20 protein-coding genes are annotated in these 21,756 nt (G+C 68.6%); 14 read left to right on the top strand and 6 right to left on the bottom strand.

Annotated elements, in window-relative coordinates; translation table 11 throughout:
• The first annotated feature begins 53 nt into the window (after positions 1–53).
• The 5 genes from KDK82_RS16755 to KDK82_RS16735 all read left to right on the top strand — a co-directional run bounded on the left by KDK82_RS16755 (position 54) and on the right by KDK82_RS16735 (position 6,358).
• Complete coding sequence (locus tag KDK82_RS16755) at positions 54–1,661, top strand: carboxyl transferase domain-containing protein (RefSeq protein WP_088165663.1); 1,608 nt, start codon at positions 54–56, stop codon at positions 1,659–1,661.
• 34 nt (positions 1,662–1,695) lie between these two features.
• The gene (locus KDK82_RS16750; protein ID WP_012207769.1) at positions 1,696–2,481 is read left to right on the top strand and encodes an enoyl-CoA hydratase/isomerase family protein; all 786 of its coding nucleotides are present in this window, start codon (positions 1,696–1,698) and stop codon (positions 2,479–2,481) included.
• Between the two features lie 66 nt (positions 2,482–2,547).
• Complete coding sequence (locus tag KDK82_RS16745) at positions 2,548–3,297, top strand: DUF4126 domain-containing protein (protein ID WP_043820273.1); 750 nt, start codon at positions 2,548–2,550, stop codon at positions 3,295–3,297.
• A 51-nt stretch (positions 3,298–3,348) separates the two neighbouring features.
• Positions 3,349–5,367: an acetyl/propionyl/methylcrotonyl-CoA carboxylase subunit alpha gene (locus KDK82_RS16740; protein WP_065346949.1), complete on the top strand. Its 2,019-nt coding sequence runs from the start codon at positions 3,349–3,351 to the stop codon at positions 5,365–5,367.
• Between the two features lie 70 nt (positions 5,368–5,437).
• Positions 5,438–6,358, top strand: coding sequence for a glyoxylate/hydroxypyruvate reductase A (locus KDK82_RS16735; protein WP_088165662.1), 921 nt, complete (start codon positions 5,438–5,440; stop codon positions 6,356–6,358).
• 9 nt (positions 6,359–6,367) lie between these two features.
• On the opposite strand, the gene KDK82_RS16730 is transcribed toward KDK82_RS16735, so the two are convergent.
• From KDK82_RS16730 to KDK82_RS16720, 3 genes are all read right to left on the bottom strand, one after another.
• A complete protein-coding gene (locus tag KDK82_RS16730; protein WP_088165661.1) occupies positions 6,368–7,402 on the bottom strand; it encodes a tripartite tricarboxylate transporter substrate binding protein in 1,035 nt (344 codons plus the stop codon).
• A 116-nt stretch (positions 7,403–7,518) separates the two neighbouring features.
• The gene (locus tag KDK82_RS16725) at positions 7,519–8,391 is read right to left on the bottom strand and encodes a 3-keto-5-aminohexanoate cleavage protein (protein WP_088165660.1); all 873 of its coding nucleotides are present in this window, start codon (positions 8,389–8,391) and stop codon (positions 7,519–7,521) included.
• The gene (locus tag KDK82_RS16720; protein ID WP_047474196.1) at positions 8,388–9,350 is read right to left on the bottom strand and encodes a 3-hydroxyacyl-CoA dehydrogenase family protein; all 963 of its coding nucleotides are present in this window, start codon (positions 9,348–9,350) and stop codon (positions 8,388–8,390) included. The genes KDK82_RS16725 and KDK82_RS16720 overlap by 4 nt, the downstream gene beginning before the upstream one ends.
• A gap of 91 nt (positions 9,351–9,441) precedes the next feature.
• Here KDK82_RS16720 and KDK82_RS16715 point away from each other — a divergent pair, with 91 nt between their 5' ends.
• The 7 genes from KDK82_RS16715 to KDK82_RS16685 all read left to right on the top strand — a co-directional run bounded on the left by KDK82_RS16715 (position 9,442) and on the right by KDK82_RS16685 (position 15,312).
• A complete protein-coding gene (locus tag KDK82_RS16715) occupies positions 9,442–10,350 on the top strand; it encodes a LysR family transcriptional regulator (RefSeq protein WP_088165659.1) in 909 nt (302 codons plus the stop codon).
• A gap of 109 nt (positions 10,351–10,459) precedes the next feature.
• Positions 10,460–11,401, top strand: coding sequence for a hydroxymethylglutaryl-CoA lyase (locus tag KDK82_RS16710; protein WP_043820259.1), 942 nt, complete (start codon positions 10,460–10,462; stop codon positions 11,399–11,401).
• Positions 11,402–11,403: 2 nt separating this feature from the next.
• Positions 11,404–11,907: a YbaK/EbsC family protein gene (locus tag KDK82_RS16705; protein ID WP_013800403.1), complete on the top strand. Its 504-nt coding sequence runs from the start codon at positions 11,404–11,406 to the stop codon at positions 11,905–11,907.
• Positions 11,907–12,149 carry a DUF1289 domain-containing protein gene (locus KDK82_RS16700; RefSeq protein ID WP_049801477.1) on the top strand — a complete coding sequence of 81 codons (243 nt, stop codon included), beginning with the start codon at positions 11,907–11,909 and terminating at the stop codon, positions 12,147–12,149. Before KDK82_RS16705 ends, KDK82_RS16700 begins: the two co-directional genes overlap by 1 nt.
• Before the next feature lie 23 nt (positions 12,150–12,172).
• Positions 12,173–12,808, top strand: a complete 636-nt coding sequence (locus KDK82_RS16695) for a DsbA family protein (RefSeq protein ID WP_088165658.1) — start codon at positions 12,173–12,175, stop codon at positions 12,806–12,808.
• The gene (locus KDK82_RS16690; protein WP_071956978.1) at positions 12,809–14,662 is read left to right on the top strand and encodes a DUF294 nucleotidyltransferase-like domain-containing protein; all 1,854 of its coding nucleotides are present in this window, start codon (positions 12,809–12,811) and stop codon (positions 14,660–14,662) included. It begins immediately after the preceding gene.
• A complete protein-coding gene (locus KDK82_RS16685; RefSeq protein WP_088165657.1) occupies positions 14,659–15,312 on the top strand; it encodes a 3'-5' exonuclease in 654 nt (217 codons plus the stop codon). Before KDK82_RS16690 ends, KDK82_RS16685 begins: the two co-directional genes overlap by 4 nt.
• A gap of 21 nt (positions 15,313–15,333) precedes the next feature.
• Here KDK82_RS16685 and KDK82_RS16680 read toward each other — a convergent pair whose 3' ends face one another.
• The 3 genes from KDK82_RS16680 to KDK82_RS16670 all read right to left on the bottom strand — a co-directional run bounded on the left by KDK82_RS16680 (position 15,334) and on the right by KDK82_RS16670 (position 18,225).
• Entirely contained in the window at positions 15,334–15,969 is a 636-nt protein-coding gene (locus KDK82_RS16680) for a YbhB/YbcL family Raf kinase inhibitor-like protein (protein ID WP_088165656.1), read from the bottom strand.
• 217 nt (positions 15,970–16,186) lie between these two features.
• Positions 16,187–17,920: a cation acetate symporter gene (locus tag KDK82_RS16675; protein WP_012207754.1), complete on the bottom strand. Its 1,734-nt coding sequence runs from the start codon at positions 17,918–17,920 to the stop codon at positions 16,187–16,189.
• Positions 17,917–18,225 (bottom strand): DUF485 domain-containing protein, encoded by a 309-nt coding sequence (locus KDK82_RS16670; protein ID WP_013800408.1) that lies wholly within the window; start codon positions 18,223–18,225, stop codon positions 17,917–17,919. Before KDK82_RS16670 ends, KDK82_RS16675 begins: the two co-directional genes overlap by 4 nt.
• 303 nt (positions 18,226–18,528) lie before the next feature.
• Here KDK82_RS16670 and KDK82_RS16665 point away from each other — a divergent pair, with 303 nt between their 5' ends.
• Positions 18,529–20,211 carry an MFS transporter gene (locus KDK82_RS16665; protein ID WP_034397371.1) on the top strand — a complete coding sequence of 561 codons (1,683 nt, stop codon included), beginning with the start codon at positions 18,529–18,531 and terminating at the stop codon, positions 20,209–20,211.
• 396 nt (positions 20,212–20,607) lie between these two features.
• Complete coding sequence (locus KDK82_RS16655; protein ID WP_016450048.1) at positions 20,608–21,597, top strand: porin; 990 nt, start codon at positions 20,608–20,610, stop codon at positions 21,595–21,597.
• Positions 21,598–21,756 lie beyond the last annotated feature (159 nt).

Genomic DNA, 21,756 nt, shown 5'->3' with positions numbered 1-21,756 from the left:
ACATTCGAAAAAACCAAGCGCCCGCATCGGGCAAACACAAGAAGAGGCCACACATGAGCATTCTGGGCACCCAACTCAATCCGCGTTCGGCGGACTTCCTGGCCAATGCCGCCGCCATGCGCGCCGTGGTCGAAGACCTGCAGGCCCAGGTGGCCAAGGTCGCCGAGGGCGGCGGCGAGGCCGCGCGCGCCAAGCACGTGGCGCGCGGCAAGCTGCTGCCGCGCGACCGCGTGGCCATGCTGCTGGACCCGGGCACGCCCTTTCTGGAGATCGCCCCGCTGGCCGCGCTCAACATGTACCGCAACGATGCACCCGGCGCGGGCCTGATCGCCGGCATCGGCCGCGTCAGCGGCGTGGACTGCATGATCGTGTGCAACGACGCCACGGTGAAGGGCGGCACCTACTACCCGATGACGGTGAAGAAGCACCTGCGCGCCCAGGAGATCGCCGCGCAGAACCGCCTGCCCTGCATCTACCTGGTGGACTCGGGCGGCGCCAACCTGCCCAACCAGGACGATGTGTTTCCCGACCGCGAGCACTTCGGCCGCATCTTCTTCAACCAGGCCAACATGAGCGCCGAGGGCATTGCCCAGATCGCCGTGGTCATGGGCTCGTGCACGGCCGGCGGCGCCTATGTGCCGGCCATGAGCGACGAGTCCATCATCGTCAAGAACCAGGGCACCATCTTCCTGGGCGGCCCGCCGCTGGTGAAGGCCGCCACGGGCGAGGTGGTCAGCGCCGAGGACCTGGGCGGCGGCGACGTGCACACGCGCCTGTCGGGCGTGGCCGACCACCTGGCTCACAACGACACCCACGCGCTGGCGCTGGCGCGCCAGTCCGTGGCCAACCTCAACCATGCCAAGCAGCCGGCGGCTGGCGACCTGCCCCCCGAGGCGCCGCTGTTCGACGGCGGCGAGCTGTACGGCGTGATCCCCGTGGACACGCGCAAGCCCTTCGATGTGCGCGAGATCATCGCCCGCGTGGTGGACGGCAGCCGCTTCGACGAGTTCAAGGCCCGCTTCGGCGCCACCCTGGTCTGCGGCTTTGCGCGCATCGAGGGCATGCAGGTGGGCATCATCGCCAACAACGGCATCCTGTTCAGCGAATCGGCGGTCAAGGGCGCGCACTTCATCGAGCTGTGCTGCCAGCGCAAGATCCCGCTGGTCTTCCTGCAGAACATCACGGGTTTCATGGTGGGCCGCAAGTACGAGAACGAAGGCATTGCCCGCCACGGCGCCAAGCTGGTCACGGCCGTGGCCACGGCGGCCGTGCCGAAGTTCACCATCATCATCGGCGGCTCCTTCGGCGCGGGCAACTACGGCATGTGCGGCCGCGCCTACTCGCCGCGCTTCCTGTGGATGTGGCCCAACGCGCGCATCTCGGTCATGGGCGGCGAGCAGGCGGCCAGCGTGCTGGCCACCGTCAAGCGCGACGGCATCGAGGCCAAGGGCGGCCAGTGGACGGCCGAGGAGGAAGAGGCCTTCAAGGCCCCCATCCGCCAGCAGTACGAGGATCAGGGCCACCCCTATTACGCGACGGCGCGCCTGTGGGACGATGGCGTCATCGACCCTGCCGACACGCGCCGCGTGCTGGCGCTGGGCCTGGCGGCCACGCGCAACGCTCCCATAGAGGACACGCGCTTCGGCGTGTTCCGCATGTGACGGCGGCCCCTCTTTCCTTGCAGCGAGGTACTTCATGAAAACCACCGCACTGACCCTCGAATTCCAGGGCCCCCTGGCCACCATCACGCTGACCCAGCCCGAAGTGCGCAATGCCTTCAGCGACGAGGTCATCGCCGACATCACCCAGGCCTTCCACTCCGTGGGCAAGCGCAGCGACGTGCGCGCCGTGGTGCTGGCCGCCGAGGGCCCGGCCTTTTGCGCAGGCGCCAACCTCAACTGGATGCGCCGCATGGCCGACTACTCGCGCGACGAGAACCGCGAGGACGCCGGCCTGCTGGCCGAAATGCTGCGCGTGATCTACGAATGCCCGCAGCCCACCATCGCGCGCGTGCAGGGCGATGTCTATGCGGGCGGCATGGGCCTGGTCGCTGCCTGCGACATGGCCGTGGCCGCCGAGGGCGCGGGCTTTTGCCTGTCCGAGGTGAAGATCGGCCTGATCCCCGCCACCATCAGCCCCTACGTGATCCGCGCCATGGGCGCGCGCGCCGCCCACCGCTACTTCCTGACCGGTGAGCGCTTCGACGCGGCCGAGGCGCTGCGCATCGGCTTCGTGCACCGCGTGGTGGCGGCAGACGAGCTGGACAACGCCGTGGACGGCCTGCTCAAGCACCTGGTCAGCGCCGGTCCCGCCGCCGCCCGCGCCTGCAAGCGCCTGGTGATCGACGTGGCCGAGCGCGAGATCAACGAGCAACTGATCGCCGCCACCGTCGAAGGCATCGCCGACATCCGCGCCAGCGCCGAGGGCAAGGAGGGCGTGCAGGCCTTCCTGCAAAAGCGCAAGCCGGCTTGGCTGGCCTGACACGCGCGGGCCGCCCATTCATCGCGCGACCACCGAGCAACGCCGAGCCAACGCCGAGCCAACACCATGAGCACCCTGACCGACTCCCTCGTCCAGTGGCTGCAGTCCGTGGGCCTGTACCCGGGCCCGGCCGTGCACCACACGGTCAGCGAGGCGGCTGGCGAAGTGGCCGAGCGCGTGGGCCAGGCCACCAGCGGCATGGACATGGCCGGCCTGCTGGCGCTGGCCGCCGCACTGGGCTGGGCCAGCGGCTTTAGGCTCTACGCCGTGGTCTTCGTGACCGGGCTGCTGGGGGCGCTGGGCTGGGTGGCGCTGCCGGGCGGGCTGCATGTGCTGGAGCATCCGGCCCTGCTGTTCGCCAGCGGCGCGCTGCTGTTCGTGGAGTTCTTCGCCGACAAGATCCCCGGCGTGGACTCGGTCTGGGACCTGCTGCAAAGCGTGATCCGCATCCCGGCGGGCGCGGCGCTGGCGGCCGGCGTCTTCGGCGCCGACAGCGCGACCATGGCCACCATGGCGGCCCTGATGGGCGGCTCGCTGGCCCTGTCCAGCCAGGTGGCCAAGAGCACGGCGCGCGCGGCCATCAACACTTCGCCCGAGCCGTTCTCCAACGTGGGCGCGAGCCTGGTGGAGGACGGTGCCTCGGTGGGCGCGATCTGGCTGGCGCTCACGCATCCGCTGGCCTTCGCCGCCGTGCTGCTGGTCGTGGTCATCGCCCTGTGGCTGCTGACCTGGGCGCTGTGGCGCTTTCTCAAGGCCGTGGTGCAGCGCCTGCGCTCGCTGTTGGGCGGGTCTCCCGCGATGAATCAAAAACCATAGCCGCCGGTCGCCGAATGACCGGGGCTGCAGAGAAAACACTGGAGATAACGCATGTTCAAGAAGATCCTGATCGCCAATCGCGGTGAAATCGCCTGCCGCGTCGCGGCTTCCGCCCGCCGCATGGGCGTGCGCACCGTGGCCGTGTACTCGGACGCCGATGCCCGCGCCAAGCATGTGCAGGCCTGCGACGAGGCCGTGCACATCGGCGGCAGCGCCCCCAAGGACAGCTATCTGCGCTGGGAACGCATCCTGGAGGCCGCCAAGGCCACGGGCGCCCAGGCCATCCACCCCGGCTACGGCTTTCTCAGCGAGAACGAGGAATTCGCCCAGGCCTGTGCCGATGCCGGCCTGGTCTTCATCGGCCCGCCGCCCTCGGCCATCCGCGCCATGGGCCTGAAGGCGGCCTCCAAGCAGCTCATGGAAAAGGCCGGCGTGCCCCTGGTGCCCGGCTACCACGGGGCCGACCAGGACCCGCAGCTGCTGCAGCGCGAGGCCGACCGCATCGGCTACCCGGTGCTGATCAAGGCCAGCGCGGGCGGCGGTGGCAAGGGCATGCGCCTGGTCGAGCGCAGCGAGGACTTCGCCGCCGCCCTGGCCAGCTGCCAGCGCGAGGCCATCAACAGCTTTGGTGACGACGCCGTGCTGGTCGAGAAATACGTGCTGCGCCCGCGCCACATCGAAATCCAGGTCTTTGGCGACACCCAGGGCAACTGCGTCTACCTGTTCGAGCGCGACTGCTCGGTGCAGCGCCGCCACCAGAAGGTGCTGGAGGAGTCCCCCGCGCCCGGCATGACGCCTGCGCTGCGCCAGAAGATGGGCGAGGCCGCCGTGGCCGCCGCCCAGGCCGTGAACTACGTGGGCGCGGGCACGGTGGAATTCATCGTCGAGCAGCCCGGCGGCTACGACCAGCCCGAGGCCATGAAGTTCTACTTCATGGAGATGAACACCCGCCTGCAGGTCGAGCACCCGGTGACCGAGGCCATCACGGGCGAGGACCTGGTGGACTGGCAGCTGCGCGTGGCCAGCGGCCTGCCCCTGCCCAAGCGCCAGGACGAGCTGCGCATCACCGGCCACGCCATCGAGGCGCGCATCTGCGCAGAGAACCCCGACAACGGCTTCCTGCCCGCCACCGGCACCCTGCACGTCTACCGCAAGCCCGACTGCGCCAGCTTCCGTGTCGGCGACGTGCGCGTGGACGATGGCGTGCGCGAGGGCGATGCCATCAGCCCCTTCTACGACTCCATGATCGCCAAGCTCATCGTGCATGGCGACACGCGCGAACAGGCGCTGGCGCGGCTCGATGCCGCCCTGGCCGAGACACGCATCGTGGGCCTGGCCACCAATGTGCAGTTCCTGCGCCTGGTCATCGCCAGCGATGCCTTTGCAACCGCCAAGCTGGACACGGCGCTGATCGAGCGCGAGAAGCAGCATCTGTTCCACCAGCAGCGCCTGCCGCAGGCCCAGGCCGTGGCCGCCGCCGTGGCCCAGGTGCTGCAGGCCGAGCGCGCACAGGAAACCGCCGACCCCTTCAGCCGCCGCGACGGCTGGCGCTCGCACGGCGTGGCCGAGCGGCGCTGGGACTTCCGCCAGGGCGAGGCCGCCGTGCCCGCGCGCCTGCGCTACCTGCATGACGGCGCGCTGCAACTGGCCGTGGGCGAGGGCGAGTCCCTCGCCGAGGGCCTGCTGTCCTGGCAACAGGCCGGGGACGGCGCCTTCGACGTGCAGTTCGCGGGCCAGCGCCTGCGCGCCCAGGTCCACGTGCTGGGCGAGCAATGCCATGTGTTCGCTCCCCAGGGCGCAGCCGTGCTGGGCCTGGCCGATCCGCTGGCCCATGCGGGCGAGGTGCAGTCCGAAGGCGGCCGCCTGACGGCGCCCATGCCGGGCAAGGTGGTCTCCTTTGCCGTCAAGGCCGGCGACAAGGTCAGCAAGGGCCAGCCGCTGGCCGTGATGGAGGCCATGAAGATGGAGCACACCATCGCCGCGCCCGGCGACGGCGTGGTGGCCGAGCTGCTGTATGCGCCCGGCGACCAGGTTACCGAAGGCTCCGAGCTGCTGCGCCTGGAAAGCTGAGACCGCAGGCAAGACAGTTTTGCGCAAAAGTAGCGCGTGGGCGTCGCCAGGCCGTTAGGCTTGGCCACCTATGCGAGTGACTTTCTGCTGCGAAGACACCAGGCCCGATGCCTGGCTGCAAGGACTGCGCGCGGCCCTGCCGGGCGCCGAGGTGGACATCTGGTCGCCGGGCGCGCCGCAGGCCGACTACGCCCTGGTCTGGGCGCCACCCCAGCGCTTCATCGACGAGCAGCCGGGCCTCAAGGCCGTGTTCAACATCGGCGCGGGTGTCGATGCGCTGCTGCCGCTGCGCCTGCCGGCCGGGCTGCCCGTCTACCGCCTGGAGGACGCCGGCATGGCCGTGCAGATGGCCGAATACGTCAGCCAGGCCGTGATCCGCTTCTTCCGCGGTCTGGACGGTTACGAGGCCGACATGGCCGCCGGCCTGTGGCAGCACCGGCCCAATCCCCGGCGTGCCGACTACCCCGTGGGCGTCATGGGGCTGGGCCGCATGGGCGAGCGCGTGGCGCGCGCGCTGACGGTGTTCGATTTCCCCGTCAACGGCTGGAGCCGTACGCCGCATGCCATCGACGGCGTGCGTGGCTTCTGCGGCCCGCAGGACTTCGACGCCTTTCTGCGTGCCACCCGCATCCTCGTCAACCTGCTGCCGCTGACACCCGAGACCGACAGCATCATCAACGCGCGCAGCCTGGCCCTGCTGCAGCCGGGCGCCTATGTCATCAACGTGGGACGCGGCGGCCATGTGGCGGACGAGGACCTCATCGCCGCCATCGACGGGGGCCATGTGTCCGGCGCGTTGCTCGATGTGTTCCGCACCGAGCCGCTGCCCGACGGCCATGCCTTCTGGCGGCATCCGCGCATCACGCTCACGCCCCACACTTCGGCCCGCACCCTGGCGCGCGACAGCGTGGAGCAGATCGTGGGCAAGGTCGCCGCGCTGAGCCGGGGCGAGGCCGTGAGCGGCCGCGTGGACCTGCGGCGCGGCTACTGACGGGCGCGCTCAGTCCAGCGTCACGCCTGTGCTGCGCACCAGGGCACCCAGGCGCTGGGAGTCGCTCCTGATCAAGGCGCCGAATTCGGCCGCCGTGCCGCCCACGGCCGGCGTGCCGATGGCTTCCCAGCGCGTGCGAAAGGCCGGGTCCTTGAAGATGGCGTTGACCGTGGCATTGAGTTTGTCGATGGCGGCGGGCGGCGTGCCCGCGCGCACGGCAATGCCATGCCAGCCCGTGATCTGGTAGCCGGGCACGCCGGCCTGGGCCATGGTGGGCACATCGGGCAGCACCTTGCTGCGCTCGGCCGAGGTGACGGCCAGCGGGATCAGGCGCCCGCCCTGGATGTGCTGCAGCGAGCTGCCCACGATGTCGAACATCACGCCCACCTGGCCGCCGATCAGGTCGTTGAGTGCCGGTCCCGCACCCCGGTAGGGCACATGGCCCAGCTTGACCTGCTCCATGGAGTTGAACAGCTCGCCCGCCAGGTGCTGGGGCGTGCCGTTGCCGGCCGAGGCAAAGCTCAGCGTCTTGCCCGTTTTGGCCAGGGCCAGCAGCTCGGCCACGGTCTTGACGCCCAGCGAGGGATGCACTTCCAGTACCAGCGGGAAGGCCGACAGCTGCACCACGGGCTCCAGGTCCTTGAGCGGGTTGAAGGGCATGCTCTTGTACAGCGAGGAATTCACGGCCATGGGGCCGCTGGCGGCCAGCAGCAGGGTGTGGCCGTCGGCCGGTGCCTGGCGGGCCACCTCGGCGCTGCCCAGGTTGCCGCCCGCGCCGCTCTTGTTCTCCACGATGACGGTCACGCCCAGGCGCTGCTGCAGCTCGGGCTGCAGCATGCGTGCCATCAGGTCGGTGGGGCCGCCGGGCGGATAGGGCACGACGAAGCGGATGGTCTGGCTGGGGAACGCCGGCGACGGGGTCTGGGCCGAGGCCTGGCCCGCCAGGCCCAGGGCCATGAAGGCCAGGGGAAGCGCCGTGAATGCGGTGGCTGCCTTGATTTTGGCGATGGCGTCACGCCGCGTGCCGTGGGTGGGCTGTTGCATGGTTGTGTCTCCTGCCTGTGGTTGGAATGGAAGGCCCGTCTTGTGCGGGCTCATGGGCCTATCGGCTTATGGGCTTATGGGCTTATCGGCTTATGGGCCTGTAAGGCGCCTGGTGCTCAGCCCGGTGTGAAGCGCCGGCGTATGTCATCGGCCGTGGCCAGGGGGCGGCCCAGCGCCTGTGCGGACACCACGGCCTGGCGGACCAGGGCGGCGTTGTCGGGCGCGGTGTGGCCGTCCTTGGCCAGCAGGTTGTTCTCGAAGCCCACGCGCGCATGGCCGCCAAACGCGGCGGCTGCCGCGATGCAGGTGTTTTCCGTGGCGCCGAAGGCGCACACGGCCCAGGGCTCGCCCCCGTCATGCGCCGCAAGAAAGGGCAGCAGGTCCTGCGGCCGCGAGGTCTGGCCCGCGCTGTAGCGGCCCAGCACGAAGAGCAGGAACCACGGCGCCTCGGGCACCACGCCCTGGGCGCGCAGCGCCTGCCAGCGGCGCAGGTCGGCCACGTCGTAGAGGATGACCTGCACCATGACCTGGTCGCGCACCAGGCCCGTGAAAAAGTGCGCCAGTCCCGCATCGCCGATCTCGGGCTGGTCGATCTCGCGCAGGCCGATGGAGACGGCCTCGGGCCGCAGCGCCTGCACCATGGCGATCTGCTCGGGCGCGCGGTAGACGCCGGCCGCCTCGCTGGTGATCTGCACCACCATGTCCGTGCCCACGGCCTCGCGCACCACGCGCCAGGCTTCGCGGTAGCCGTCCACATCCAGGCTGTGGCGCCCCTGGGCGTCGCGGATGTGCATGTGGATCATGGCCGCGCCGGCATCCAGGCAGGCGCGTGCCGTGGCGGCCAGCGCCTGCGGTGTGACCGGCAGGGCTTGGTGGTCGGCCGGCTGCTTGTAGGCGCCGTTGGGGGCCACGGTGACGATCAGCGGGTCGCTCCACTGCGAGGTGGGTGACGTGGGCGACGCGGTTGACGTGGGGGCCGGCGTGCTCATGGCGTGTCCTGTGCCTGCTCCGGCACCGGCAGCTCGCTGGCCAGCAGGGCCAGGCCCTGGCGCAGCAGCGCGTCGTAGCGGGCACGCTCGGCCAGGCGGCGGTCCTCGGGCCAGTCGAAGAAGCCCTTGCCGGTCTTCATGCCCAGATCGCCCCGCGCCACGCGATCGCGCAGGGCCTGGGCCGGCACATCGGTGTTGGACAGCGTGGGGTACATGGTGGCGGCGGCCGCGCAATGCACCTCGATGCCCGCATGGTCGCGCTGCAGCACGGGACCGGCCGCCAGGAAGCGGAAGCCGAAGCCGAAGCGCACGGCGGCATCCACGTCCTCGGGCGAGGCAATGCCCTCGTCGATGAGGGCGAAGGCCTCGCGCGACAGCGCGTGCTGCATGCGGTTGGCCAGAAAGCCGGGCTTGTCCTTCTTCACCAGCACCGGCACGCTGCCGCAGCCGCGCATGAAGGCGTGCAGCCACTGGCCCAGGGCCGGGTCGCTGCGCTCGCCCAGCACCACTTCCACCAGTGGCACCAGGTGGGCTGGCATGAAAAAGTGCAGGCCCAGCATGCGCTGCGCCGTGGGCAGGCCGCTGGCGATGGCGCTGATGGGAAAGCCCGAGCTGTTGCTGGCCAGCACAGCGTCGGCCGGCGCATGCGCCTCAAGTTCGGCGAACAGTGCCTGCTTGGCATCCAGCCGCTCGGTGATGCATTCCACCACGAGGGCGACGCCGTCCCAGGCCACATCCTCCAGCGCCGCGCAGACCGAGACCTGGGATGCGCACCGGGCAAAGCCGGCCGTCGCCAGCTCGATGGCAATGTGCTGCAGCAGCAGCTCGCGCCGGGCCGCGCCGGGGTCGACCACGGTCACCAGGGCGCCGCCCCGGGCCAGGACCACGGCCACATCGGCACCCATGGTGCCTCCCCCGACGACCACCGTGCGCGCGTTGCGCGGCGAACTGCTGTGCATGCTGTCTCCTGCTGATTTCATGGATTTGAGGCGCAGTCTAGGCAGCCGTCATTGAACGGTAAAGACGCATTTTTCGATAAACTGATCGGCCATGAAGATCAATTGGTCGGCCCGCGAGGTCGATGTCTTTCTGGCGCTGGCCGATTCGCTGAGCTTTCGGCGCACGGCGCTGCAGATGCACCTGTCGCAGTCGGCCGTCTCGGGCACGCTGGCGCGGCTGGAAGAGATGCTGGGCGCGCGCCTGTTCGAGCGCACCACGCGCGCCGTGGAACTGACCCAGGCTGGCGAGGTCTTCGCCGAGCAGGCGCGCATCCTGCGCCACCAGATGGACGAGACCGTGCGCCGCGTGCAGGAGGTGGCCCAGGTGCAGGTGGGGCGACTGGCGCTGGCGGCCCTGCCTTCGCTGGCCGCGGGCCTGCTGCCCCGCGTGCTGGCGCGCTTTGCGGCCGAGCATCCGGGCGTGCACCTGGAGCTGTTCGACAGCCTGGCCGGGCCGGCCTTCGACATGGTGCGCGCGGGCCGCGTGGACTTTGCGCTCACGGCGGCCAACCCCGCCTATGCCGACCTGGACTACCTGCCGCTGGCCTCCGACCGCTTCGTGCTGCTGCTGGGCCGCGGCCATGCGCTGGCGCGCGGGCGCGGCGATCTGGGCTGGGCCGACGTGGCCCATCTGCCCCACATCTCCATGCCGGCCGGCACCAGCGTGCGCCAGTACGCCGACGAGGCCCTGCTGACCCACGGCATACGCTTTGCGCCCCAGTACGCCGTGGAGCACCTGGCCACCATCGCGGCCATGGTGGCCGCCGATCTGGGCGTGAGCGCGCTGCCGCTGCTGGCCGCGCAGGTGGTGCAGCGGCTGGAGGTGGTGGCGCGCCCGCTGGCACGGCCGGTGCTGCGCCGCCCCATCGGCCTGGTGCGCCTGAGCGGCCGCCGCCTGTCGCCGGCTGCCGCGCGCATGGTGGAGATGCTGCGCGAGGAAATGGCGGCCCTGCCGGGCTGAAGGGGGCGCTGGCAGCCGTTGTGCATGGCCCGGCAGGATATGGGGTGGTGCCCGGGCCTGCAAGCCTGGACAATAGGGGCCGTACCCGTCATCCCGGTGAGAACACCCCATGAGCATTCCTTCCCGCGTCAAACTCGTCGATGTAGGCCCCCGCGACGGCCTGCAGAATGAAAAACAGCCCGTGCCCGCCGCCGTCAAGATCGAGCTGGTGCACCGCCTGCAGGAAGCCGGCCTCAAGGAAATCGAGGTCACCAGCTACGTCAGCCCCAAATGGGTGCCGCAGATGGCCGACAACGCCGAAGTCATGGCCGGCATCGTCCGCCGCCCCGGCGTGCGCTACAGCGTGCTCACGCCCAACATGAAGGGCCTGGAGGCCGCGCTGTCGGCGCCGCGCGAACTGTGGCCCGACGAGATCGTGGTCTTCGGCGCGGCCAGCGAGGCCTTCAGCCAGAAGAACATCAACTGCTCCATTGCCGAAAGCATCGAGCGCTTCGCTCCCGTGGCCGAGGCCGCACGCGCCCAGGGCATCTACGTGCGCGGCGCCATGAGCTGCACCGTGGGCTGCCCCTACGAAGGCGAGATCGCCCCCGAGCGCGTGGCCTACCTGGCCGGCCTCATGAAGGGCATCGGCGTGCAGCATGTGGGCGTGGCCGACACCATCGGCGTGGGCACGCCCGTCAAGGTGCGCAAGGCCATCGAGGCCACGCTGCAGCACTTCGCCATCGACGATGTCTCGGGCCACTTCCACGACACCTACGGCCAGGCCGTGTCCAACACGCTGGCCGCGCTGTCGCTGGGCGTGTGGCAGTTCGACACCTCGGTGGCAGGACTGGGCGGCTGCCCCTACGCCAAGGGCGCCACGGGCAATGTGGCCACGGAGGACGTGGTCTACATGCTGCAGGGCATGGGCATAGAGACCGGCATCGACCTGGACAAGCTGATTGACGCCGGCCAGTTCATCAGCGACCACCTGGGCCGCCCCACGCAATCGCGCGTGGCCAAGGCACTGCTCACCAAGCGCGCCAGCGCGGCTGCATGCGAGGCGGTGTGAGCATGTGCGGATCTGAACTCCACCATCTTCCCGAAGGCGTGCAGCGCGTGGCGGCCTTCCTGCAGCAGGCCGGCCACGGCGACGGACCGCGCATGCTGGACGGCGCCGCGCGCACGGCCCAGGAGGCGGCCGACCAGCTGGGCATCCTCGTGGGCCAGGTGGCCAAGAGCATCATCTTCCGCCGCCGCAGCGACGGCGTGGCCGTGCTGGTCGTGGCATCGGGCGACCGCCGCGTGGACGAAAAAAAGGTCGCTGCCCTGGTCGGCCCCGTGGGCCGTGCCGATGCCGACTTCGTCAAGGCGCAGACGGGCTTTTCCATCGGCGGCGTCAGCCCCGTGGCCCATGCCAACACGCCCGTGACCCTGGTGGACAGGGAACTGCAGCGTTTCGACACGGTCTGGGCGGCAGCAGGCCATCCGCATGCGGTGTTCGCGGCCACGCCGGCCGCGCTGCAACTGCTGGCCGGCGCGCCCTGGGCCGACGTGGTGCAGGAGGTGGCGGCATGATGGGCCCCAAGGAAATGCTGGCCCAGAAGGCCCGCGCCGCATACGCTCCGCGTGCCGAAGAGGAGCCCGTGCTCTCGCCCTGCATCTCGGTCTGCCGCATGACGCCCGACCGCAGCCATTGCGAGGGGTGCTTTCGCACCATCGACGAGATCCGTGCCTGGTCCAAGTCCGATGCGCCGCAGCGCCTGGCCATCTGGAACGCGCTGCTGGAGCGCGCAGGCATCGCGGCCACCGCACCCTAGATCCCCATCACGACGCACCCGCCATGAAGCAGATCACCTTCCATCTCGACTTCATCTCGCCCTATGCCTGGCTGGCGTTCGCGCAACTGCCGCAGGCGCTGCAGGGCATCAGCCACCACATGCAGTACCGCCCCGTGCTGCTGGGCGCGCTGCTGCAGCGCCACGCCAACCCGGGACCGGCCGGCATCGCGGGCAAGCGCGAATGGACCTACCGCCATGTGAGCTGGCTGGGCCATGCCACGGGCGTGGGGCTGGACATGCCGGCCCGCCATCCGTTCAACCCGCTGCCGCTGCTGCGCCTGGCGCTGGAGTGCAGCGACGACGGCACCATCAACCGCTTTGTGGCGGACGCCGTGCTGCGCCATGTCTGGCTGGGCGGCGCCGACGCGCTGGACCCCGCGCGGCTCGACGCACTGCGCGCCACGCTGGCGCCGCAGCTGCGCACGGATGCGGCGGACAACGCCAAGCGCCTGCTGCGAGAGAACACCGACGCCGCGGCCGCGCAAGGCCTGTTCGGCGTGCCGGCCTGGGAGGTCGACGGCCGCCTCTTCTGGGGCCTGGACAGCCTGCCCATGCTGCGCGCCTACCTGGAAGGCGATGGCTGGTTCGACAGCGGCTGGGACGCGGCTGCAAGCGTGGAGCAAGGCCTGAAGGTTTGAATGGCGGGGCTGGAACAACGGCCCCGCCCCATGCCCAACGCCTTCAACTTCGCCGCCTCTCCCTTCGACTGCCTCACGCCCGACGAACAGGCGCTGGTGCGCGATGGCGTGGACATCGCCTACTTCCCCGAGGGCGCCGTGGTGCTCGACGCCGGCTCTGCGCCCACCCACCTCTTCGTCATCATCAAGGGCCATGTGGTGCAGACCGAGGGCGACGAGGTCCTGGCCAGCTACGGCCCCGACGACAGCTTCGACGGCCGCGCCCTGGTGGCCGGCCGCACGGGCAGCCGCTTCACCGTGGCCGAGGAACTCATCGCCTACCAGCTTGCGCGCGAAACCGTGGGCGAGCTGATCGCGCGCAACACGGCCTTTGGCGCCCTGCTGTTCTCCGACCTGGGCCACAAGCTGGGCACATTGGCCCAGCGCGCCGACCGGCACGAATTGCAGTCGCTGACGCTGGCGCGCGTGGACCAGGCCTATCTGCGTGCCGCCCATGTGGTGGACGCGGCCACCGACATCGTCTCTGTCGTGCGCCTGTTCCATGCAGAGCGCACAACCTGCGTGCTGGTCTCGGGACTGCCGCAGGGCGGCCTGGGCATCTTCACGGGCACCACGCTGCAGCGCGCCATCCTCGACGGCCGCCCGCTGGACCGGCTGGCCGTGGGCGAATTCGCCAGCCAGCCCGTGTTCACCGTGCGCGCCGACGACCAGCTGGGCGATGCCCTGGTCGTGCTGCTGCGTGCACGCGTGCACCGGCTGGCCGTGCTCGATGCACAGGGCCAGGTGCTGGGCATCCTGGAGGCGCTGGACCTGTTCAGCTTCCTGGCCAACCACTCCCACCTGATCACCGTGCAGATCGAGCAGGCCACCGACCTGCAGGCGCTGGAGCAGGCCGCCGCCCAGATCACGCGCCTGGTGGCCGCCCTGCACCGGGGCGGCACGCGGGTGGCACTGATGGCGCGGCTGGTGCAGCAGCTCAATGCGCGCCTGTTCGAGCGTGCCTGGCAGATGCTGGCGCCGCCGGACCTGGTGGCCCACAGCTGCCTCTTCGTCATGGGCAGCGAGGGGCGCGGCGAGCAATTGCTCAAGACCGACCAGGACAACGGCCTGCTGCTGCGCGACGGCTATGCGCCGCCCCAGGACCTCGATGCCATCTGCGCGCGCTTTTCCGCGCAGCTGCAGCGCTTCGGCTACCCCGAATGCCCGGGCGGCATCATGCTCAGCAATCCTCAATGGCGCGGCACGGTGGCCAGCTTCGGCAGGCAGGTGCGCGAATGGCTGATCCTTCCCGGCCCCGAGGGCCTCATGCACCTGGCGATCTTCCTGGACGCCCATGCGGTGGCGGGCGATGCCGCGCTGCTGGCCACGGTGCGGCGCGACCTGATGGCGCTGGCCCTGGACAGCGATGCTCAGGTGGCGCGCTTCGCCTCGGCCGTCGACGCCTTTGCGCACGAGCCGGGCAGCTGGTGGGAGCGGCTGCTGGGCCGCGGCGGCGAGGGCGCGCCCGTGCACCTCAAGAAGGCCGGCATTTTCCCCATCGTGCATGGCGTGCGCAGCCTGGCGCTGTCCCAGCGCATCGCCGCCACCGGCACGGCCGAGCGCATCGCGGCCCTGGTGGACAAGGGCGTGCTCGACGGCGCCCAGGGGCAGGAGCTGCTTCAGGGCCTGCATTTCCTCATGGGCCTGCGCCTGCAGGCGGGACTGGCCGAGATCGACCTGGGCCGCCCCGTTACCGGCCATGTGGACCCGGCTCGCCTGAGCAGCCTGGAGCGCGACCTGCTCAAGGACACGCTGGCCGTGGTGCGGCGCTTCCGCGAACTGCTGCGCCAGCGCCTGCGGCTGGACGCCGTATGAGCGCGGCGCCCTTGCAGCGCTGGGTGGCGGGCCTGCGGCGCAATTGGCAGCGGCGCAGGCTGGCGGACCCCGCCTATGCCTTTCTCTTCGACGCGCCGCCGCCCGGCGAATGGGTGGCGCTGGACTGCGAGACCACGGGCCTGGATGTGCGCTGCGACGAGATCATCTCCATCGGCGCCGTGCGCATCGTGGGCGAGCGCATCCTGTCCAGCGAACGCCTGGAACTGCTGGTGCGCCCCTCGCGCAGCGTGCCCGGCGACAGCGTGCGCATCCACCGCCTGCGCGAGCGGGACCTGGCCCGGGGCCTGGCCATCGAGGACGCGCTGGCGCAGCTGCTGCGCTTCATCGGCAGCCGGCCGCTGGTCGGCTACTACCTGGAATTCGACGTGGCCATGATCGAGCGCGTGCTGCGCCCCTGGCTGGGCACGGGCCTGCCCAACGAGCGCATCGAGGTCTCGGCCCTGTACTACGACCACCGCTTCCGGCAACTGCTGCCCTGGCAGCAGCAGGCGCCCGAGATCGACCTGCGCTTTGCCACGCTGATGGCCGGCCTGGGCCTGCCGCAGCGCGAGGCCCACGACGCGCTCAACGACGCCGTGATGGCGGCGCTGGCCTTCATCAAGCTGCGCAGGCTGGCCGGCGCGACGTAGGGCGCCCGGAAAGGCGTTCGCTCAACCGGCGGAGACCGCAGGGTTCAGGCTGTACAGGCCGGTGATGCTGGCCTTGCCCAGCACCTGGCCGGCTTGCAGCGCCGCGCGCACATTGGCGCCGGTCAGCTCGCCGGAGACCGCCAGCGTGGGCGTGGCCAGCGCATAGACGGTGAAGACGTAGTGGTGGACGATGCTGTCGTTCCACGGAGGGCAGGGGCCGTCGTAGCCGAAGTAGTCGCCCTTCATCTGCTCGTCGCCCGCGAACCAGCCCGTGTAGTCGTTGATGCCGTGGCGCAGGCCGCCGGGGGCGGCCGGGCCGCTCTTGCCGCGCGGCGTGACGCCGTCGGACTGGGCGCCTGCCGCGATCTCGGTGGTGGCGGCCGGAATGTCCAGCAGCAGCCAGTGGAAGAAGTCCACGCGCGGCAGGCTGGCCGGCACTTCGCGGCCTTCCTGGTTCACATCGTCGCCGCGGCTGGGCACGTCGGGGTCATGGCAGACCACGACGAAGGACTGCGTGCCTGCGGGCGCGCCGCTCCAGGCCAGGTGCGGGTTGCGGTTGGACGACAGCGCCACGTGCGAGGCCGCATCGGGCACCGCGAACGCGAATTCGCCGGGAATCGCCTGGCCGTCCTGGAAGCTTTGGCTGATGAGTTGCATGTCGGATCTGTCCTGTGCGTTGAAGAGGGAAGCGGTGCTGCACAGGCGAAGCTGCGCAGACCCCGCAAGTCTAGAGGCCTGGACGGCGCCGGCCATCGCAGATCCGATCAGGCGCCTTCTCCAGCCGATCAAGCTGAGGGCGGCTGCTGCCACGCCAACGAAAAAGCCGGGCGCTGGGCCCGGCTTTTCATGGTGGGTGCCTGAGGGGCTCGGTGGCTCAGTGGCCCGAAGCACCCGAGGCGCCAAGGCCTGTTTCCGAGCGCACCTGCTGCGCGGGGAAGATGGCGCGTTCCTTGGCGGCCTGGGCGCTCTTGTCGAGCACCGAGAACAGCCACACGCCCACGAAGCCGATGGTCATGGAGAACAGCGCGGGCGAGGCGTAGGGGAACCAGGCCGAGCCTGCGGGGTTGCCCAGCGTGGCCTCCCACACCGGGGGCGAGACCACGGTCAGGCCCACGGAGGAGATCAGGCCCATGAAGCCGCCGATCACCGCGCCCTTGGTGGTGCAGTCCTTCCACAGCACCGACAGCAGCAGCGGGGGGAAGTTGGCCGAGGCCGCGACCGCGAAGGCCAGCGACACCATGAAGGCGATGTTCTGCTTCTCGAACACGATGCCCAGCAGCACGGCGATGGCGCCCAGCGTCAGCGTGGTGATGCGCGAGACGCGCAGCTCGGCGGCGCTGTCGGCCTTGCCCTTCTTGATCACGGTGGCGTACAGGTCATGCGACACGGCCGAGGCGCCCGACAGCGTCAGGCCCGCGACCACGGCCAGGATGGTGGCGAAGGCCACGGCCGAGATGAAGCCGTAGAACACGTCGCCGCCCACGCTCTTGGCCACCAGCACGGCCGCCATGTTGGCCGTGCCCGCGCCGCCGTGGATCACGCCCTTGACCGTATCGGCCATCTCGGGATTGGTCAGCACCAGGGTGATGGCGCCGAAGCCGATGATGAAGATCAGCACGTAGAAGTAGCCGATCCAGGTCGTGGCCCAGAACACGCTCTTGCGTGCTTCCTTGGCGTCTGGCACGGTGAAGAAGCGCATCAGGATGTGGGGCAGGCCCAGCGTGCCGAACATCAGCGCCATGCCGAAGCTGATGGCCGAGATCGGGTCCTTGATGAAGCCGCCCGGGCCCATGATGGCCAGGCCCGCCTTGGCGGCGGCCGAGGGGTCGGCGCCGTTGTTGGCAGCGATCTCGGAGCGCACGCGCACGCCTTCGGCGAACAGCGCCTCGGGGCTGAAGCCGTACTTGGCCAGCACCATGAAGCCCATGAAGGTCACGCCGGCCAGCAGCATGCAGGCCTTGATGATCTGCACCCAGGTCGTGGCCGTCATGCCGCCGAACAGCACATAGATCATCATCAGGCCGCCCACCAGCACCACGGCGATCCAGTAGTCCAGGCCGAACAGCAGCTTGATCAGCTGGCCCGCGCCCACCATCTGCGCGATCAGGTAGAAGGCCACCACCACCAGCGTGCCGCTGGCCGCGAAGGCGCGGAACGGCGTCTGGGAGAAGCGGTAGCCTGCCACGTCGGCGAAGGTGAACTTGCCCAGGTTGCGCAGGCGCTCGGCCAGCAGGAAGGTCAGGATGGGCCAGCCCACCAGGAAGCCGATGGAGTAGATCAGGCCGTCATAGCCGCTGGCCATGACCGAGGCCGAGATGCCCAGGAAGGAGGCGGCCGACATGTAGTCGCCCGCAATCGCCAGTCCGTTCTGAAAGCCCGTGATGCCGCCGCCAGCCGTATAGAAATCGGCCGCCGACTTGGTGCGGCCCGCGGCCCACTTGGTGATCCACAGCGTGGCCACGACGAAGGCCGTGAAGAGAATGATGGCGGTCCAGTTGGTGGCCTGCTTGGCGGCCACGCCGACATCTCCGCCGGCGGCCAGCACGGGCCCCGTCAGGGCCAGCGCCACGGCGGGCGCCAGCAGCATGCGTTGTGCGGAATTCTTCATTTCGTGGCGTCCTTCAGGATGTCCTGGGTGAGCTTGTCGTACTCGCCATTGGCGCGGCGCACGTAGAGGCCGGTGATGATCACCGAGAAGACGATCACGCCCATGGCGATCGGGATGCCCAGCGAGGTCACGCCCGCGCCAATGGGCTGGGCCAGAAATGATTTGTCGAAGGCAATCAGCGCGATATAGCCGTAATAAACGACCAGCATCAGCAGCGTCAGAAAAAGGCCCAGGCGATTGCGTCTGGATCGCAACTCCTGGTATTTGGGATGGCGCTGTATTTTGTCTACCACCGGGTCGGTCATGGTTTGTCTCCTGAAGTTGGAATCGCGGCGGCAGCCCCATGGATCTGCAGCCTTGCGGCGCATTCTGGAAAGCGCTTCTGACCGAGTGCTTACGCAGTGCAGCATGGTTTGGCAGGGTTTTTACGGTGCTTTTCACATGGAAAAAGACGGCATCAGGGTTGCTGCTGAGTTAGTAAGAAATCGTTCAGTTCGCCGTCAATTTCTGTAAGAGGTGAGTCAGATTCGCGTCAGCAGGCAGGCGGATAGTGAATCGGCGGGCCAATGTCAAACCCGCTGCAAATTCAATAAATCAAGGAGACAGACATGGCTATCAACGCATCGCAAGGCGCGGGGGTCAAGGCGACCCCGCGGCCCATGACTCCGGAAGAACGCAAGGTGATCTTTGCCTCGTCGCTAGGCACGGTTTTCGAGTGGTACGACTTCTATCTCTACGGATCGCTGGCGGCCATCATCGCCAAGCAATTCTTCAGCGGGCTCGATGCGGGATCGGCCTTCATCTTCGCGCTGCTGGCCTTCGCGGCCGGCTTCATCGTGCGGCCCTTCGGCGCACTGGTGTTCGGGCGGCTGGGCGACATGATCGGGCGCAAGTACACCTTCCTCGTGACCATCCTGATCATGGGCCTGTCGACCTTCATCGTCGGCATCCTGCCCACCTACGCCAGCATCGGCGTGGCGGCGCCGGTGATCCTCATCGGCCTGCGCATGCTGCAGGGCCTGGCCCTGGGCGGCGAGTACGGCGGTGCGGCCACCTACGTGGCCGAGCATGCGCCGCACGGCAAGCGCGGCGCCTACACCTCATGGATCCAGACCACGGCAACGCTGGGCCTGTTCCTGTCGCTGCTGGTGATCCTGGGCGTGCGCACCTCCATCGGCGAGCAGGCCTTTGCGGACTGGGGCTGGCGCATTCCCTTCCTGCTGTCCATCGTGCTGCTGGGCATCTCGGTGTGGATCCGCATGACGCTGTCCGAGTCGCCGGCCTTCCAGAAGATGAAGGCCGAGGGTAAGGTCTCCAAGTCCCCGCTGACCGAGTCCTTCGGCCAATGGCGCAACCTCAAGATCGTGATCCTGGCGCTGATCGGCCTGACCGCCGGCCAGGCCGTGGTCTGGTACACGGGGCAGTTCTATGCGCTGTTCTTCCTGACGCAGCAACTCAAGGTCGATGCGGTGACGGCCAATCTGCTGATCGCGGCGGCGCTGATCATCGGCACGCCGTTCTTCGTGATCTTCGGCTCGCTGTCCGACAAGATAGGCCGCAAGCCCATCATCATGCTGGGCTGCGTGCTGGCCGTGGTGACCTACTTCCCCGTGTTCAAGGCGCTGACCGAAGCGGCCAACCCCGACCTGGCTGCGGCACAGGCCAAGAGCAAGGTGGTCATCGTCGCCGATCCCAAGGAATGCTCGTTCCAGTTCAATCCCACGGGCACCTCCAAGTTCACCAGCTCTTGCGACGTGGCCAAGCAGTTGCTGGCCGCAGGCTCGGTCAGCTATGACTCCGAGGACGCAGCGCCCGGCAAGACGGCCTTCATCCGCATCGGCAGCACCGAGATCCCCTCGTTCTCCATCAAGGGCCTGAGCCCCGAGGAAGCCAAGGCCAAGGACGCCGAGTTCAAGAAGACCGTGGCCAAGGTGCTGGCCGAGGACGGCTACCCCACCAAGGCCGACCCCGCGAAGATGAACAAGGTGATGATGGTCGCCATCCTGACCTACCTGGTCATCCTCGTGACCATGGTCTACGGCCCCATCGCCGCCATGCTGGTGGAGCTGTTCCCCACGCGCATCCGCTATACCTCGATGAGCCTGCCGTATCACATCGGCAATGGATGGTTCGGCGGCCTGCTGCCCACCATGTCCTTCGCCATCGTGGCCCAGACCGGCAACATGTACAGCGGTCTCTGGTATCCCATCGTCATTGCAGGCGCCACGGCCATCATCGGCACGCTGTTCCTGCGTGAGACCAAGGATGTGGATATCTACGCGAATGATTGAGGGCTCCCCCTGAGGCGCTGACGCGCCTTCCCCCTCTCTCGCTTCGCGGGAGGGGGACGACGCCATCGCCGCGAGGCGGCTCTTGCTCGGCGTCTCTGAGTTGGGCCGCGTCGGTTGCATGCGGTGTGCGCAGTATCCGGCGGTGTTTTGCGGCTCTGCATTGATGAAAGCCCATGGCGGTTTGCCGTGGGCTTTTTCTTTGGGTGCTTCTAATGGTTTTCCATGTCATGCCTGTGGCAGCAAAGCATCAGATGGCGCATTTTCAGAGGCGGGCATACATTTTTTGACATGCCCGCACCTAGAATCCGCAGCAGCCGCAAATGGCACTGATCTAGAGCCGGAGTCGGCCCTGAGATTTCAAGAATACCCACTCAACAATCCCAAGGAGATGCCGAGATGATCAAGATGAACCGCGTTGCCCTGGCCGTGCTGGCCGTGCTGGGTTCCACCACCGTGATGGCGCAAAGCAGCGTCACGATCTATGGCCGTATCAACACCACGATCGAGCGCCAGAAGATCGGTGACGAAAGCGTCAGCAAGATGGAGAACAACTCCTCGCGTTGGGGCATGCGCGGTGTCGAAGATCTGGGCGGCGGCCTGAAGGCCGGCTTCGTGCTGGAAAGCGGTTTCGCTTCCGACACCGGCATGGGTTCCTCCTCCACCGGCGCGCTGACCTTCGGCCGCCAGAGCGAAGTGAACCTGTCGGGCAACTTCGGTATGCTGCGCCTGGGCAACTTCTTCCCCGGCTCGTACTTCGCCACGGCCGACTACGTGAGCATGCACAACCATGACACGGGTTCGTCCTCCGACGCGCTGTACTTCGATCCCGTCTGGTTCGCCAGCGGCCTGGGCACCGCCAACAAGATCTCCTACACCACGCCCAACTTCGGCGGCCTGACGGTGGAAGGCTCGGTCTCCATGCACGAGAAGGCCACCGCCCTGGCCAAGAAGAAGAACGGCTACGACCTGGCCGCCAACTACAACGTGGGCCCCCTGGCCCTGGGCGCCGGCTACAGCCAGTTCGACGAAGACAAGCAGCTGGCCTTCCGCGCTGCCTACACTCTCGGCCAGTTCGTGCTGGGCGGCTACTACCAGCGCAACGACGAAGAAATCCGCGGCACGCGCAACAACTTCCGTCTGTCGGGCATGTACACCCTGGGCGCTTCCGAGTTCCACGTGAACCTGGGCCACGCCAACAAGTGGAGCAACATTGCCGACTCCGGTGCCAACCAGTGGACCCTGGGCTACAACTACAACCTGAGCAAGCGCACCAAGGTCTACGGCTACTACACCAAGGTGGACAACAAGGCCGGCGCCAACTACATGACCGGCGTGAAGGGCGCGGACTTCTCGTCCTTCGCCGTCGGCGTGCGCCACGCATTCTGATCGCCGCGCGGCGTAAGCCGCGAGCAAAGCAGGTCTGTTCCAATCAGCACCTGCCTGCCATCAGGCCTCGTACCGAAAGGTGCGGGGCCTTTTTGTATGGGCTCGTCTTTTCACAGCCTGATCAAGGAAATACCCATGAGGATCATCGCGGCCGGTTGC

Origin of the sequence: Delftia sp. K82, from assembly GCF_002193035.1 — a bacterium.
Lineage (GTDB): Bacteria > Pseudomonadota > Gammaproteobacteria > Burkholderiales > Burkholderiaceae_C > Comamonas > Comamonas acidovorans.
Note: the sequence above shows the minus strand (reverse complement) of the source record. Positions and strands in the feature narration are given on the sequence as shown.

Coding starts and splice junctions, on each gene's coding strand:
- KDK82_RS16655 (WP_016450048.1), top strand. CDS start 20,608: ATGATCAAGATGAACCGCGTTGCCCTGGCCGTGCTGGCCGTGCTGGGT.
- KDK82_RS16755 (WP_088165663.1), top strand. CDS start 54: ATGAGCATTCTGGGCACCCAACTCAATCCGCGTTCGGCGGACTTCCTG.
- KDK82_RS16665 (WP_034397371.1), top strand. CDS start 18,529: ATGGCTATCAACGCATCGCAAGGCGCGGGGGTCAAGGCGACCCCGCGG.
- KDK82_RS16730 (WP_088165661.1), bottom strand. CDS start 7,402: ATGCAACAGCCCACCCACGGCACGCGGCGTGACGCCATCGCCAAAATC.
- KDK82_RS16700 (WP_049801477.1), top strand. CDS start 11,907: ATGGGCCCCAAGGAAATGCTGGCCCAGAAGGCCCGCGCCGCATACGCT.
- KDK82_RS16710 (WP_043820259.1), top strand. CDS start 10,460: ATGAGCATTCCTTCCCGCGTCAAACTCGTCGATGTAGGCCCCCGCGAC.
- KDK82_RS16695 (WP_088165658.1), top strand. CDS start 12,173: ATGAAGCAGATCACCTTCCATCTCGACTTCATCTCGCCCTATGCCTGG.
- KDK82_RS16750 (WP_012207769.1), top strand. CDS start 1,696: ATGAAAACCACCGCACTGACCCTCGAATTCCAGGGCCCCCTGGCCACC.
- KDK82_RS16745 (WP_043820273.1), top strand. CDS start 2,548: ATGAGCACCCTGACCGACTCCCTCGTCCAGTGGCTGCAGTCCGTGGGC.
- KDK82_RS16725 (WP_088165660.1), bottom strand. CDS start 8,391: ATGAGCACGCCGGCCCCCACGTCAACCGCGTCGCCCACGTCACCCACC.
- KDK82_RS16670 (WP_013800408.1), bottom strand. CDS start 18,225: ATGACCGACCCGGTGGTAGACAAAATACAGCGCCATCCCAAATACCAG.
- KDK82_RS16690 (WP_071956978.1), top strand. CDS start 12,809: ATGGCGGGGCTGGAACAACGGCCCCGCCCCATGCCCAACGCCTTCAAC.
- KDK82_RS16675 (WP_012207754.1), bottom strand. CDS start 17,920: ATGAAGAATTCCGCACAACGCATGCTGCTGGCGCCCGCCGTGGCGCTG.
- KDK82_RS16715 (WP_088165659.1), top strand. CDS start 9,442: ATGAAGATCAATTGGTCGGCCCGCGAGGTCGATGTCTTTCTGGCGCTG.
- KDK82_RS16720 (WP_047474196.1), bottom strand. CDS start 9,350: ATGCACAGCAGTTCGCCGCGCAACGCGCGCACGGTGGTCGTCGGGGGA.
- KDK82_RS16740 (WP_065346949.1), top strand. CDS start 3,349: ATGTTCAAGAAGATCCTGATCGCCAATCGCGGTGAAATCGCCTGCCGC.
- KDK82_RS16705 (WP_013800403.1), top strand. CDS start 11,404: ATGTGCGGATCTGAACTCCACCATCTTCCCGAAGGCGTGCAGCGCGTG.
- KDK82_RS16680 (WP_088165656.1), bottom strand. CDS start 15,969: ATGCAACTCATCAGCCAAAGCTTCCAGGACGGCCAGGCGATTCCCGGC.
- KDK82_RS16735 (WP_088165662.1), top strand. CDS start 5,438: ATGCGAGTGACTTTCTGCTGCGAAGACACCAGGCCCGATGCCTGGCTG.
- KDK82_RS16685 (WP_088165657.1), top strand. CDS start 14,659: ATGAGCGCGGCGCCCTTGCAGCGCTGGGTGGCGGGCCTGCGGCGCAAT.